Annotated in this window: 12 protein-coding genes; 4 read left to right on the top strand and 8 right to left on the bottom strand. The window is 46.7% G+C overall.

Going from position 1 to position 15,027, the window contains the following annotated elements; translation table 11 throughout:
* Positions 1 to 19: 19 nt before the first annotated feature.
* The 3 genes from MKY85_RS28700 to MKY85_RS28710 all read right to left on the bottom strand — a co-directional run bounded on the left by MKY85_RS28700 (position 20) and on the right by MKY85_RS28710 (position 5,254).
* A complete protein-coding gene (locus MKY85_RS28700; protein WP_339257896.1) occupies positions 20 to 1,183 on the bottom strand; it encodes a response regulator in 1,164 nt (387 codons plus the stop codon).
* A gap of 261 nt (positions 1,184 to 1,444) precedes the next feature.
* Entirely contained in the window at positions 1,445 to 4,540 is a 3,096-nt protein-coding gene (locus tag MKY85_RS28705; RefSeq protein WP_342571375.1) for an ATP-binding protein, read from the bottom strand.
* Between the two features lie 288 nt (positions 4,541 to 4,828).
* Positions 4,829 to 5,254: an SRPBCC domain-containing protein gene (locus MKY85_RS28710; protein WP_342573501.1), complete on the bottom strand. Its 426-nt coding sequence runs from the start codon at positions 5,252 to 5,254 to the stop codon at positions 4,829 to 4,831.
* 257 nt (positions 5,255 to 5,511) lie between these two features.
* On the opposite strand from MKY85_RS28710, the gene MKY85_RS28715 reads away from it, so the two are divergent.
* Positions 5,512 to 6,279, top strand: a complete 768-nt coding sequence (locus tag MKY85_RS28715) for a class I SAM-dependent methyltransferase (protein ID WP_342571376.1) — start codon at positions 5,512 to 5,514, stop codon at positions 6,277 to 6,279.
* A 277-nt stretch (positions 6,280 to 6,556) separates the two neighbouring features.
* On the opposite strand, the gene MKY85_RS28720 is transcribed toward MKY85_RS28715, so the two are convergent.
* Together MKY85_RS28720 and MKY85_RS28725 are read right to left on the bottom strand one after the other, a co-directional pair.
* A complete protein-coding gene (locus tag MKY85_RS28720) occupies positions 6,557 to 7,591 on the bottom strand; it encodes an NADH:flavin oxidoreductase/NADH oxidase (RefSeq protein WP_342571377.1) in 1,035 nt (344 codons plus the stop codon).
* A gap of 44 nt (positions 7,592 to 7,635) precedes the next feature.
* Positions 7,636 to 7,830 carry a 2-hydroxymuconate tautomerase family protein gene (locus MKY85_RS28725; protein ID WP_342571378.1) on the bottom strand — a complete coding sequence of 65 codons (195 nt, stop codon included), beginning with the start codon at positions 7,828 to 7,830 and terminating at the stop codon, positions 7,636 to 7,638.
* Between the two features lie 404 nt (positions 7,831 to 8,234).
* On the opposite strand from MKY85_RS28725, the gene pepT reads away from it, so the two are divergent.
* Positions 8,235 to 9,473: a peptidase T gene (gene pepT / locus MKY85_RS28730; protein ID WP_342571379.1), complete on the top strand. Its 1,239-nt coding sequence runs from the start codon at positions 8,235 to 8,237 to the stop codon at positions 9,471 to 9,473.
* A 144-nt stretch (positions 9,474 to 9,617) separates the two neighbouring features.
* Here the strand turns inward: pepT and MKY85_RS28735 are convergent, their stop codons facing one another.
* Positions 9,618 to 10,310 (bottom strand): cyclic nucleotide-binding domain-containing protein, encoded by a 693-nt coding sequence (locus MKY85_RS28735; protein WP_342571380.1) that lies wholly within the window; start codon positions 10,308 to 10,310, stop codon positions 9,618 to 9,620.
* Between the two features lie 283 nt (positions 10,311 to 10,593).
* Here MKY85_RS28735 and MKY85_RS28740 point away from each other — a divergent pair, with 283 nt between their 5' ends.
* Positions 10,594 to 11,433: a methyl-accepting chemotaxis protein gene (locus MKY85_RS28740; protein ID WP_339238660.1), complete on the top strand. Its 840-nt coding sequence runs from the start codon at positions 10,594 to 10,596 to the stop codon at positions 11,431 to 11,433.
* A 148-nt stretch (positions 11,434 to 11,581) separates the two neighbouring features.
* Here MKY85_RS28740 and MKY85_RS28745 read toward each other — a convergent pair whose 3' ends face one another.
* On the bottom strand, positions 11,582 to 13,018 hold the full coding sequence (locus MKY85_RS28745; protein ID WP_339238661.1) for an alanine/glycine:cation symporter family protein: 1,437 nt from the start codon (positions 13,016 to 13,018) through the stop codon (positions 11,582 to 11,584).
* Between the two features lie 330 nt (positions 13,019 to 13,348).
* Here MKY85_RS28745 and MKY85_RS28750 point away from each other — a divergent pair, with 330 nt between their 5' ends.
* Complete coding sequence (locus MKY85_RS28750) at positions 13,349 to 14,278, top strand: response regulator (protein WP_342571381.1); 930 nt, start codon at positions 13,349 to 13,351, stop codon at positions 14,276 to 14,278.
* A gap of 176 nt (positions 14,279 to 14,454) precedes the next feature.
* Here the strand turns inward: MKY85_RS28750 and MKY85_RS28755 are convergent, their stop codons facing one another.
* Complete coding sequence (locus tag MKY85_RS28755) at positions 14,455 to 14,631, bottom strand: aspartyl-phosphate phosphatase Spo0E family protein (protein ID WP_339238663.1); 177 nt, start codon at positions 14,629 to 14,631, stop codon at positions 14,455 to 14,457.
* Positions 14,632 to 15,027 lie beyond the last annotated feature (396 nt).

Here is a 15,027-nt window from a genome sequence, read left to right on the forward strand (position 1 = left end):
CCTCCTGTCTGAACTTCGTTTATTTATCCGTCAGATTCTGATATAACCGGCTTGTCTCCGGCTCCGGCTGATGCCCCAGATCCTCACTTAATGTCAATGTAAATGAATGATATAAACGAAGTATGCCTTGCTGATCATCCATAGATGCATACACTTCCATCATGAGTCGGCAGACTTCTTCCAAATAAGGCTCCCGTTCCTGCAATAACGTTAATTGCTCAATTGCTTCCTTGCCACGACCATGCTCCATATCCCATCTCGCGATGTCCATAACCAGCCCTGTATACTTGCGTCTGAGTTCCCTTGCTTTGGCCTGTGCCCAACGATAATCATGCTCTTCCAGATAATCGGCACGATAGAGTGGAATCATATGTCTCAGATCATCGATATTGTCTGATGTGATGGCGTTGTAGACCATGGCTTTCTCAAATTGATCCACATCACTTACCAGGTTGCCTGATAACAGACGATAGCGGTTCATATTGTACTCCAGCTTGCCTGTCATATTCCATTCCTTAAAAAGCTTTCGAATCTGGTACACGGAGGTATGTAGATGTGTTAGACCTTTTTCCTGGGAAACATCACCCCATAGCTGATCAAGCAGAATCTCCTTGCTTACCCACTCTTCCCTGTGATGAAACAAAAAAGCAAATAGTTCCTGCGCTTTGGTTGTACGCCACTTATGTTTCTCGGCACCCTGTTCTAGGCTTTTATAGATGTCCAGATGTTTGAACGTTAGCAGCCCCGGAACCTCGGTATCCAGCTCCACAGAGACAGGTTCCGATGCCTGTACCTCGGCGCTAGCTGCAACCTGGGAATGATACGACATTATGCCCGCGATCCGATCAATGGTTTTGGCCAATCGTGCGGAGCTTACCGGCTTAAGCACATAATCCAGTGCATGCAGCTCAAATGCCTCAACCGCATGATCCGCATAAGCCGTCACAAAGATGATACGAATACTCTGATCCAATTGCTGTATATATTCAGCCGCTTCCAGGCCATTCATTTCCGGCATTCCAATGTCCAAAAACACAACATCTACACGTTCCTTTGCCAGAAAATGAAGACCATCACGAGCTGTTGAAAAACATTGCACGGATGTAATCCGTCCGTCTGTCCGTAGTAAGCGCTCCAGATGGAGCTGCGCTGGCTTCTCATCATCGATCACAATGGCTCTCACCGTTCTTTCAGCCTCCTGCCATGAAAGATTCAATTAGAATGCCGATTCTATCGGCATCCGCTTATTAGGTCGTGTCTCAAAACTCGCTGAAGTGCATCTTTTACCGCCTTTTCGCCCCCTGCTGCGTCACTTTCCCTTGACGTGCCCCGACACGCCTGCGTAAAATTTCCTGGCTTGGAACGAAAATTCGGCAAAATCTGCTTCCTTCGGAGTTTTCAGCCCCTCCCTAGTCTGTTAACCATAAATGCTTAACTCGGCACACTATTTGGTATAATCCACCTTTTGCACAGGGATGCGGAACCGGATCTGTGTGCCTTTACCCACATGGCTATGAATCTCCAGTCCCTGACCATAGAGAGACATCAGGCGGCGGTTTATATTTTGCAGCCCGACACCTCCAGGACCTTCGGTTTTCCCAGACTTGACCTGAGCCATACGCTCGGGAGGGATACCCACACCATCATCCTGGACCTGCACGACCACATGCTCACTCTCTTTGAAAATCCTAAGATGAACTGTCCCGCCGGCTGCCCGCTCCATCACGCCGTGTCGAATGGCATTCTCCACAAGTGGCTGGATGCTGAGAGGTGGCAAATAGAGCTGCACATCCGGCTCCACCTCATATTCAACCACCAGTCTTTCCTCGAATCTGGCCTGTTCCAGATGCACATACGATTCCACCAATTCCAGCTCTTTGGTCAAAGGAACAAGCTGCTCCCTGTTCTGGAAGTCAAAGCTTCCACGCAGGTAATGACTGAGTTCAATCAGCAGATCGGTTGCTTTGTCCGGATTCACTGCACAGGTCGCGATAATGACATTGAGTGCATTATATAGAAAGTGAGGCTTGATCTGGGCCTGCAAAAAGGCCATTTCGGTCCGGATAGCTTCCTGCACCGAACTCCGCATTTCAATTAACGTCCGAACTCTGGCTCGCAATTCACCGGCATCCACCGGTTTGCTCAGAAAGTCATTGGCTCCCGCCTGAAATCCGTGTTTGATATCTTCAGGCAACCCTCGGGCGGTCAGCATCAGAATCGGCAACTCAGACAAGGAACTGTGCTCGCGCAGCTTGCGACATAACTCAAGCCCGGACATTTTGGGCATCATCCAGTCCGTAATAACCAGATCAATGGACGGGAATTCATCACGGAGTTTCAATGCAGTGGACCCGCTGTCCGCTGCAATCACACGATACCGCTCCGTTGATAACAGGTTAAGCAAGACCTGTCGATTGACGGGATCATCGTCTACAATCAGAATGGTATGCTCTCCTTCCACAAGATCTTCCGGCTCATCTGACTCTCTCGTCACAATCTCCTTCGCCCCCGCCCCTTGTGCAGCAACATATCGTGCGGCAGCGGGTTTCGTATGAGATTGCAGCAGCGGCAATTTCATAACAGGCAGGGTGAAATGAAAGGTCGAACCTTGTCCCGGCTCCGATTCAACCCAGATCTCACCTCCGCCAAGCTCGACAAGTTTCCGTGTAATACTCAGACCGAGTCCGGTTCCATTATTCACCCGTTCCACGGTTCCGTTACTCTGCTCATACGCCCGGAAAATATCTTCTTGTTTGTCCAGGGCGATGCCTACCCCCGTATCGGCAACGGATACCTTCACCCAATCCCTTTCAACACTGGCATACAACCGAATCTCACCCTGCTCAGTATATTTATAGGCGTTGCCCAGCAGGTTATACAAAACCTGCCGGAGACGGTCTTCGTCTGCCTCAACAAGCGGCAACGACTGGGGCCATTGCTGAATCAACAAAACCGGCTTATCCTCAAACGTGAACCCCGACACTTCAACCACAGTACGAGCAACGGATTCCAGATCGACAGCTACCCGTTTCAACTCAATCTCACTATTTTTTAATTTGGAAAAATCCAAAATGTCGTTAACCAACAGTGACAGGCGCTTGCCGGTTGAAGTAATCATGGACAGATTTTTGGCTTGCTTGGGTGTGACCGCTCCGGCTGCACCTTCCAGCATCGATTGCGCAATATTAATGATGCCATGCAGGGGAGTTCGCAGCTCATGAGACGTATTTGCCATGAACTCGTCCTTGAGGCTGTCGATGGCGAGCAACCGCTCCGACAGGGCTTCCACGTCGCGGAATGATTGGGCGAAGCGGATTGCGGTCACAATCATCTGGGCAAATACAAATAATAAAAGTTCAATCAGCGCTAGGAACGCTGTGTCTAGGGTAGTGAACGCACCAATTGTATGCAACACAACAACCATGAGTATGCTCATCATGCTCACCAGTGCAAAGTGACTATCATTCGGCCGTCCTTTTAACCAATAGAACATGGCTCGCAGCGTGTAGAGCATGACAACAAGCGAGATCAGCAACATGGGAAGCTCAAGCATCGAGAATAGAGCTGGTGGGAGCGTAAGACCGACAATGGTCTGCGTAACGAGTAGCACGACAGCCAGACGTACAAACCACTGATGAACTGCTCCTGGAACCCGAGCATCCATATACCGAAGCAAAAAGTAATAGGCAAAGGCTGAACTAAGGAGTTGAATTCGAAGCATCTCATTGTTGGTCAGAAACGGTACAAACGTCCCAAGTAACTTCTCCCCATGGGTCAGAGCGTATACCGCACCGGAAAGGCTGAATAATCCGAGGAAACGAAGCTCCTTCTCCGTACGCCGCAATCTGAACAGAAGTAGAAAAAAGGCGGCTGGCAAGATAAAACCGAATAAGGTCATCAGATCCTTGAGCCAATCCTGCTGCTGGCTTTTCAGAATACTATGTTCGTCTCCAAACAAGATGGGCGCTACAATGCCCCCGGAAGAATAACTATAGTTTGATACCTGAATGATAATGTCAGCCGTGTTGCCTTCAATGGAGGTGAACCCTGTAAAGGGCAGGTTTAATTGTACATCTGTCGCCGGGGTCTTTCCTGGCAGTCCATTCCCGCCAATCTCTTTGCCATCAATAAATACCCGGTGAGCCATACGTATATTCTTCGTGCGTATGCCATAATCGTTTTTGGTCGTTCGGGGTGTAAGCTGTACTTGCACATGATAGGTTCCATACCCATGTGCTTGCCCGAGAGATTTGTTCCATCGGGCCGGAACCTGAGTGCCAGACGAAGCCGGCAATGGCTTGCGTCCAGATACACTCGCTTCAATATCTGCCGGGTTCAGTAACTGCCCAGGGTAGAAATCCCAAACTCCCTTTAAAGGCGCTGCACCCTCGCGATCAAAGTCCCATTGGGTCAGATCAATTTTCCCATCCATAGCCTGGGGGTTACCCCGCTCGCTAATTATCGTCTGGGCAATCCAGCCCAGCGGAAAAATGACAATGCATATGAAGCTTAGGGTCAGCATAATCCAGTGTTTTCTCATCTATATATTCCTTCCATCCACAAGGGCGAGAGACGTCTAATTTTGTCGTTTTATTCCTATTCATCATTTTAAACGTTTCTAGTGCTCACTGAAATAGTTTCCGTATCATAATCGGTAACTTCCTTATAATTTGAAGGTCTCCTGTCTCTTTCCGCCGAATCTTGGTTTGGTACAGCAACGAACCCCAGGCCGCTGTTCACCCGAATGAACGAGCGAGAGGTCCTGGGGTTGATGGAATGAATTAACTTAGATGATGATCTTTTATAAATCTGAATCGAATCTCACTGATTATTTAACCACTTGGGCAAGCTTCTGAACGATTCCGGCCCATCCCTGTTCCATACGTTCCCGCACCATTGCATGTGCCTGTCCAAACTCAGTTAGTTTATCCGCATCCCAACCGCTGTGAATCAGTGTGAAATCCGTACCTTCCGGTTGTTCATTCAGTTGGAACGTCAACGTCCAGTCCTTACCCCAGCGAAAAGACAGCTTGTGCAGCGGCAGAACCTCCGTTACCTGACATGGTGACTGACCGAAAGGACCTGCTTCCAATATAAATTCGTGCCCTTCCACAGGTTCCAGATTGCCCGGCATGAACCAAGCCTCCAGTCCTTGCGCGGTTGAGACCATCTCCCACACCTTCTCTACAGGTGCATGAAGCACAAGCTCCTGCCGGATATCCGGTAATGCACTTGATGATGATTCCACTCGTATCGCCTCCTTGGATATATTAATTCATTGTTTGAGATTTTAAGATTCATGTCAAATGGATTCATATAACGGCCAAGAAAAGTATTGACCTCTATTCTGCTCTCACCCCATAATTGGAATATACTACATATAAGGTGCGTGATTCCTATGATAGTCTGCTCTGAAAAATCCAATTCCAACCGTTGCCGGAAGGGATAATTCCATTCTATCCCTTCTACAGTCTCGATATTATATATTGAAATGTGGGGGATACCTATACCATGTCATTCAGTTATTACGGTCCATTATGTACCACCGTTTATGATCTAACCAAGCCAGTGGGACACTCCTTGGGAGGAGATATTGAATTTTATCGCCACTATCTTCAAGGCTGCAAAGGACGAATTCTTGAAGCCATGTCTGGTTCAGGCCGGATGCTCATTCCTTTGCTTGAAGCAGGCTTGAAGGTGGATGGACTTGATTATTCAACCGATATGATTGACTCTTGTCGTTCTCGTTGCACCGAGCGTGCACTACCTATGCCCGAGCTGTTTGTTGCCGATCTGGAGAAGCTTGACCTTCCCTATCGATACGAAACCATTATCATTCCTGGAGGTTCCCTGCTCCTCATTCAAGACAGAGAGGCTTCGATTAACGCATTGCATAGTCTATTTCAACATTTGGAACCTGGCGGGAGGCTTGTGTTTGATCTGTTTCTACCCGATGTGACACAGCCCTCTTCAATTGAAACTTCAACCGTTCCATTACCCGATGGGGATACGATTACAGTTGAAGTCACAACCATTGAAGTGAACCTTCTACACCAATATAAACGAAGTCTGATCCGCTACGAACAATGGCATCAGGGTCAACTTGTCGCTACAGAGATGCAACAACTCACTCTGCGTTGGTACGGCGTAGAAGAGTTACGCCTGATTCTTGAACATATTGGTTTCTCTGATATTAAAGTATACGCCGACTTCAACCCGGATCAGCCACCCACACAGTCGAATCAAAAATTCGTCTATGAAGCAACTCGAAGGGCCTAGTCACCAACAATCAGGCTATATGCTTCTCATCATACAGATAAGGCCACAGCATAAGGTTTAGCCCCTGCTGTGGCCTTCTTTTTTTACTATATAGGATTTGCAATGATCATTTACACGAGAACGCAGAGGGCAGAAATAGCCTGAAGAAGCAACGCGTTCGCCTTTATCCTCAGATTTTCACCTTTGGAAAAGTGAATCAAAAAATCTGAGGATAACAGCGATCGGAAGGTTATTCTGTCATCGGAGTGGCAAGTGTAAGTGTAACTGTTAGTGCAAATTAGTATCCACGAGAATATTGCTCGGCAATGGCAGCTTGATCCTTGCTGACACCCAGTTCCAGAGCGGCATGGTTCGCCCAATACGGATCACGAAGCATGCCTCTTCCTACAGCAATCAGGTCCGCATCGCCGTTTCCAATCACTGCCTGAGCCAATGCTGCATCCTCCAGCATACCCACTGCGATGACAGGAACGTTAAGTTCTTCACGGAAGCGACGGGCAAAGGGTACCTGATACCCCGGATAGTTCCCCGGTTTCCGCTGTCCCGAGGGTCCTTCGCCACCTGAACTGATATGGAACATGTCCACGCCTGCATCCTGGTAGGCACGGGCGATGTTGATCGTATGGTCGATGTCGTATCCACCATCCGCGTATTCTACAGCCGAAATCCGCATAATCAGCGGCATGTCTGCTGGCATTTCTTTTTTCACTGCCCGAATGACCTCAACGCCAAAACGGGACAGATCCTGACCATATACATCCTCACGATGATTCATCAGCGGGGAATGGAACTGGTGAATCAGGTATCCGTGTGCACCGTGCAGCTCAATGGCATCCACTCCAGCCTGTACTGCGCGGCGAACACCATCTGCGAACTTCTGCACCATGGCTTCTACCTCTTCCGTACTTAACGCACGCGGCTTCTTGTACTTTTCTCCTGGGAATGTAACTACCGATGGGGCAACCGGCTGCGGTGCATCCTCTGCTTTTCGTCCCGCATGTGCGATCTGAATGGCAACTTTGGAGCCGTAGGCATGGATTCCCTCCACCAGTTTGGTGAAGGCAGGTACATGCTCATCTGACCATATCCCCAAGTCATTATCGGTAATACGTCCATCCGGATCGACATCGGTCATCTCAATCACGATGAGTCCAGTACCGCCAACCGCACGGCTTACATAGTGGACCTGGTGCCAATCGTTTGGAATGCCATCCTTCGCAGTGACAGAATATTGGCACATCGGTGCCATAACGACACGGTTGTTCAATTGCAAGCTTTTGAATTGATAAGGCGAAAATAGTTGCTCAGTCATTGTTGCTGCATCTCCTGTTCCTTGATCATGATATATATGAAGCCTTACGTATTGTCCAAATCCGAAAACAGTTTACCATTCTTGCCGTAATTGTCCTTCTCCAAATCCTCAATGAAGATAAAGACTTTGCTCGGATCAACATCCAGTGTCTCACAAGCCACCTGAGTCATACGTTCAATCAACTGACGTTTCTGCTCAACGGACTTGCCTTCCAGTACCTTAACCGTGATAAATGGCATGTCTAGAACCCATCCTTTCTTCATCATTTATTATGAACCTCAGTTATAGAAATACAAGTACGTACATTTTTGTGACCTAGTACCCTTTTTGATACCTAGTTATCCTCATATATCGCTCTGTCCCATTCTGGAAATGCCTGCAAAACGTGATATGATAACCTTAGAGAGCCACAATAATTAATATACCCAATTTACATAAGTTGCGACGAACGGATACACGATAACACAGAGGACGGAAATAACCCGTAGAAGCTACAAGCTTTCTGCAAGAAAGCTCTTCGTGATAATGGATTTATAGAATCTGGAGATAACAGCGATCACAAGGTTATTCTGGACTCGTAGTGGATCAGTGTAAAACAAAGTAGCTCAACTTATACACTACTCAAGCTAGGGAGAGAAAATAGATGAAAGATATATTAATTCAAAGACTGAGTACTTATGTTCAGATGGATACCCAATCCGATGAAAATAGTGAGACATGCCCTTCCACACCCGGCCAACTGGCCTTGGGCAAACTGCTCGTTGAAGAGTGCACCTCCATTGGTCTGCAAGATGTAACGATGGATGAGAACGGTTATGTCATGGCTACCCTGCCATCCAATACCGACAAGAATGTTCCCGTCATTGGTTTTCTGGCTCACCTCGACACAGCGACCGACTTTACTGGCAAAAATGTCAAACCACAGGTTATCGATAACTATGACGGTGCTGATATTGTGCTGAACTCGGAACTGGATGTCGTGCTGTCCAACAAGGATTTCCCGGAACTGCACGAATATAAAGGCCACACCCTGATCACAACCGACGGTACAACGTTACTTGGTGCAGACAATAAGGCAGGCATTGCCGAGATTATGACCGCGATGGCCTATCTGATTGAGCACCCGGAAGTAAAACACGGTAAGATTCGGGTTGCTTTTACCCCGGATGAAGAGATTGGCCGTGGACCGCACAAATTCGATGTAGCTGCTTTTGGAGCCAAATATGCGTACACGGTTGATGGCGGACCACTTGGCGAGCTCGAATACGAGAGCTTTAATGCAGCAGCCGCCAAAATTACCGTACGAGGCACCAATGTACATCCCGGAACAGCGAAGGATAAGATGGTGAATTCTTTGAAAATTGCGATGGAATTGAATCGACGCCTGCCTGTGGAGGAAGCTCCTGAATTCACGGACGGTTATGATGGTTTCTACCATCTGTTGTCTCTGGAGGGTGACGTTGAACTGACTAAGATGAGTTACATCATCCGTGATTTCAACCGGGAGAAGTTTGAAGAGCGCAAAACAAATCTGCTCCAGATCGCGAACGAACTGAAGACCAAGTATGGAGAGAAAAGCATTACGGTTGAGTTGAGTGACCAGTACTATAACATGCGCGAGAAAATTGAACCCGTACGCCAGATCGTCGACATTGCTCATGAAGCCATGACCCGACTGGATATCGAACCTGTTATTCGTCCCATCCGGGGAGGGACAGATGGTTCCCAGCTATCCTATATGGGCATGCCAACACCAAATATCTTCACTGGCGGCGAGAACTACCATGGCAAATTCGAATATGTATCGGTAGACAATATGGTGAAGGCAACCCATGTTATTGTAGAGATCGCTCAATTGTTCGAGCAGCGCGGAGATATCTAATCCACTTGACGTGCAGTGCACAAAGAGCACAAAGAGTACCCCTTCGTATATTCGGGAGGGTGCTCTTTGTTATGCCATATTGTATTTTGTTGTACCGCTTCATGTCGTACATATATGCTGGCTTGATCTTTATTTTAGATGCCATCACTCATATATATTGCCCCCCGCGATGGCACGCAACTGTTCCAGATCACAGATCAGAAGCTTACGCTGCACCTTGCGAATTATATTTCGATTACACAGATCTTGAACGACTCTATTAAGATGTCTATAGCTGGTACCCAGCATATCGGCGAGTTCGGTGAGCTTGGAGGTCTGGATTTCTTCCGAAGAGGAATCGTCCTGGCCCATTGTGGACAACAGATAACTGGCAAAGCGACTCTCGACCGGGTATAACATATTCAGACTCGACAGGTTAGAAAAGGTATACAATTTGTGTGTAACTTGACTCAGCATGAAGTGGAGAAATTTGGGGTTCTCTGCATACGTATTCTGGAGAGAACGATAGCTGATACCCAGCAACAGGCTTTTGCTCACAGACTCTACCGTATTCATAGCCTCCTTGCCATTCACCAGTTCCAAATCTCCCACGAGCGCAAGTGGTGTACTGAAACGAAGCAACAGAGACTTACCGTTAGGCAGGGTAGTATAGATCTTGAGCTTGCCCTGCACGAGAAAATACAATCGCTCGGGTCGCTCACCTTTGGCACAGATCATCTCGCCCTTTGCAGCCTCAAGTAGTCGCAACTCAGCGAGTGCAGACTCGTCCAGCACCTGATCCAACCCATTCTCACGGGCGAGTTGTCGCACAAGTCCAAAGTCCATGATTTCTTTCATTCCGACGTCCCCTCCGTTGTCGTAAATAACGTACACAAAGGGACATATGTCCCATAATTGATATACACTCGTACAAATATCTTGATATAAAAATAGTTACAACTAACACTTATATCCATTAAATCATTTCAAATGGTAAATATTTAAAAATTTAATCATAAAATGTTCATTCATTCGTGCAAAATGCCGTTCACGAAACGCACTTTCTGTCCGATGAAAGATAGAGCATTCCATAGATCGTTAAATATATTACATTCAAATATTGAAAGGATGGTCCTCTTCCATGAACGTTGTAGATGCCCTGCTTAAAGTAATGCCTTATATCAGCAAGATCCTTAGAGAACCAGCCAGTTTAACTGTATATGATCACGAAAAGGTATTGGAGGTTATAACCACCGACAAGTTTGACCTTGGTTTTGAAAAAGGAATGGCGCTCTTGGACTCATTCCAGAACTTCGCCGTCTTGAAAAACGGAAGAGAAGCCAGTCTTTCCACGATTCCCAAGGAGGTTTTTGGTATTGAACTTGATACCCTGAATATTCCGATCTTTGATGATAACCAAAATGTTGTTGCTGTTTTCTGTGTATCTTACGACCAATCCAATCAGAACCAGCTTGAAGACATTATACAAGAAAATCAAACCATCAATGGAAACCTCGTTGATATGGTGCAGCATGTCGCCGCCCATGCCGAAGAATTGCAAGCAACCAGTGAACAGATCTTGCAGAACACAAGACTTGCTGTTCAGAACTCTTCCCAAATCAACAAGGTAGCCGGATTCATTCGTGAAATCTCTGAACAAACCAATTTACTTGGTCTGAATGCCGCTATTGAAGCTGCTCGTGTTGGTGAAGCTGGTGCCGGCTTCGGCGTGGTGGCTTCGGAAGTACGCAAACTCTCTGTGGATGCCAAACAGGCTACAAGTGATATCGATACCAGCCTGAGAGATGTACAACAGGTTATCAAACAGATGGAAGTTGAAGTCTCCCAGATTGCTGCCTCTTCACAGGAACAAGCAACGCTTGTATCATCCTTCACGGATGTGATTGAGCAGCTTAATGAAACAGGTGCACGAATGAAAGCTCTGTCCGAGCAACTGATCAGCTATTCGGTTAATAAATAAATTATATGTATATCCAGATGAACTTCAACTCGTGTGAAGATACATCTTATATGCAACAAACAGGACTCGGGTTGCCCATGATGGATAATCCAAGTCCTGTTTTTTGTTATGTCCATTTGTATATGACCAACGATATTCAGATGAAATCTTAATTGGCTACATGTATTGATTTATCTCCAATAACTTCTTCTTCCGACTGCCAGCACTCCACTTCACCCGGAATATGAATCCGGTCACGCGTAAAGACGGGGTCACGTCCTTCAGCCTTCTGCTTCTTGTAGTCCTTCAATGCTTCAAAGGTGACCTTGGACAGCATCAGGATGGCAATCAGGTTCACCACCACCATCAGCCCCATGAACAGGTCAGCCAAATCCCACACTAGCTGAACTTTGGCAACTGCGCCAAACACCACCATCGCGATGACGCAAATGCGGTATACCCACAGCCAAACTTTGTTGGATTTGATAAACTCAATGTTGGTTTCCCCGTAGTAATAATTTCCGATGAGTGTACTGAAGGCAAACAGGAACACCATAACCGCCAGGAATCCCGATGCCCATGAACCAATATGAACACTTAATGCAGCCTGAGTTAACTCAATGCCACCCAGACTGGAGCCCTTGTACACTCCTGATAGCAAAATAATCATGGCGGTACTTGTACATATTACCAACGTATCTGTCAGTACGCCAAACGCCTGAATGAGTCCCTGTTTCACCGGATGTGTTGTATCCGCTGTTGCAGCCGCATTCGGGGCACTACCCATGCCCGCCTCATTGGAGAACAATCCGCGTTTCACACCGTTCATCAGTGCAGCGCCCAACGTTCCGCCAGCCACCTGTTCGATGCCGAAGGCACTTTTCACAATTAATGCAATCATGGCCGGAAGCTGGGTAATGTTCGCCAGCACCACAAAAGCCGCTACCCCAATGTACAAAACAGCAAGCACAACGACGATGTATTCCGAGGCCTTTGCAATCCGTTTGACACCGCCCATAATAATCCCAGCAAATATCACAGCCATAATGATCCCTACCGTTAACCGATCCGTACCAAATGAGTTTTGGAATGCTACGGTAATGGTGTTGGACTGCACCGCATTAAAGACCAAACCGAATGAAAGCGTAATGAGAATGGCGAATAAAATCCCCATCCAGCGTTTGCCCAGCCCACGCTCCATATAATACGCCGGACCCCCACGGAATCCACCCTTATCCTTCACTTTATAGATCTGAGCGAGCGTACTCTCCACAAAACTGGAGGCTGATCCGATAATTGCAATGATCCACATCCAGAATATAGCACCAGGACCCCCCAATGCGATAGCCAATGCTATACCGGTAATATTCCCTGTACCTACACGGGCCGCCATACTGATACAGAACGCCTGAAAAGGGGAAATTTTGCCAGGCTCCTTGCTTTTCCGCTCTAGAAGCACCTTCACCATATCTCCAAGCATGCGGAATTGCATGAATCGGGTCTTGGTGGTGAAGTATATACCACATACTACCAATAATATAATTAACACTTTGGACCATAGAAAATCATTGAAAATGCCGACAATATCTTGTATTGTTTGCTCCATCGGTATGCCCCTTTTATGGTGTATTTCAATTACAGAGATGGTTCACGCGAAAAGTTTGTACCATTCTGCACAATACTTGCCCCGGAGTTGGGGATGTTACTTATACTACAAGGGCATCTACGAAAATCGACAAATACCTACATGCAATTTCAATATTTAAATTTAAAAATGTTCTTTGATCGCCCAATCATTGTCATTTAACCTAACATGTCAGGTTCTATACAAGAGGGAACGGAACGATTACACTGGAACGAGAGTTCATGGCGGAGTTAACCGCCTTTACCATAGATTTATCAATCACACCATTCGCAGAGAAAGGGAATGACTGACATGCGTTATTTTATCGTGGATGATGATCCTGGCGTTCGTTCCATGCTGATGGATATTATTGAGGATGAAGGCCTTGGCGATATTGCCGGGGAAGCTGAGGACGGAGCACATATTCACGCGGAACTGATGGAACTGCATAAGGTGGATGTCCTGCTGATTGATCTGCTGATGCCACAACGAGACGGGATTCAGACCGTGCGGGCGCTCGAAGGAAGGTTCGAGGGCAAGATCGTCATGATCTCCCAGATCGAATCGAAAAATATGATCGGCGAAGCCTATTCGCTAGGCATTGAATATTATATTACAAAGCCCATTAACCGATTGGAGATCCTATCTGTTCTGCGGTTGGTCAGCGAAAGAGTTCGAATGCAGCAATCCATCGCAGATATTCAGCGGACGTTGCAGGGATTGTCCGGTTTGCATCTGAATGAGCGTACTACGGCTCCGGTTCCGGACAAAACAATCACGACAGCAGGACACTTCCTGCTGTCCGAGATGGGCATGATCGGCGAAGCGGGCAGCAGGGATCTGCTGGACATGCTGGAATATCTGGAGCAGGTAGAGACCGATGAGCATAAGCTGTCCCCCTATATGTTCCCGTCTCTCAAAGACATCTTTCATAACGTAGCGATCCGCAAGTTGGGAGAGAACGCCTCACTCGCAGAGATTAACAAGGAGATTAAGGCATCGGAACAACGGGTTCGCAGAGCCATCTTCCAGACACTGAGCCATGTGGTGTCTCTTGGATTAACCGATTATACACATCCCAAGTTTGAGAACTATGCATCCAAATTTTTTGATTTCACCGAAATTCGCAAGAAAATGCTGGAGCTGCAAAACAATGTGGAACCTTCCCTGTCCCAGACACGGATCAATACGAAAAAATTCGTACAGGTTCTATATTTGGAAGCCAAACGAATGCTGCATTAGACAGATAGATATTGTGCTGTGGCAACAAAAACAAACGGGCATGAATATGACGCCGGTAGGGTACCGCCTCTTCAACTGAGGAAGTCCATTCCGGCATTATTCATGCCCGTCTGTACGATCAAGTGTTACTTATCTATGTGATTCGTTCTGTATATAAAATTAAAATCCCTTCGGGTTCAGGCCCGTGAATGGTTTCGGCTAATTCGGTTATACTCATTAATCAATTCGTCCAATGCCATAGACTGCCGAATCACATCGGGATGTCCAAGACCACCCTTGTTATGCTCTACCAGCATATAAAGGTTATGTCTGGCCTTTTCTATTTTATTTTTCAAATCCAAACTCATAACCATAACCCCTGATACCTCCTTATTCTGTGAACCATTTTAGTTTTTCCTGTCAATCTATAGTGGGATTAACATATGGCATAGGAGACAAGGATGTTTTGTATTCTTCTCCATTTTTTGATAAAGAATATTTTATCATACAAGTGCTTATCCGAAAATGGCTGATATGACGCAATTTTAGCGTAATCACGAGGGCTTTATTCTTATATCCGACCTCATCATTCACGGCCAGAATGGATTGTGTCGTAAATGTGTATATTAGAAAAACAAAAAGTCTATTGGTTCAAAAGGTAATAAAATCCCTTTCCATAATGGGGTCATTCAGGTACAATAGGGCGATGTGTGTGTCCGGACCCGGCGGATACAAATGATGTAATTTAGAGGACGGCCAACGACGGCCAT

The organism is Paenibacillus sp. FSL R5-0749 (assembly GCF_038595085.1).
Lineage (GTDB): Bacteria > Bacillota > Bacilli > Paenibacillales > Paenibacillaceae > Paenibacillus.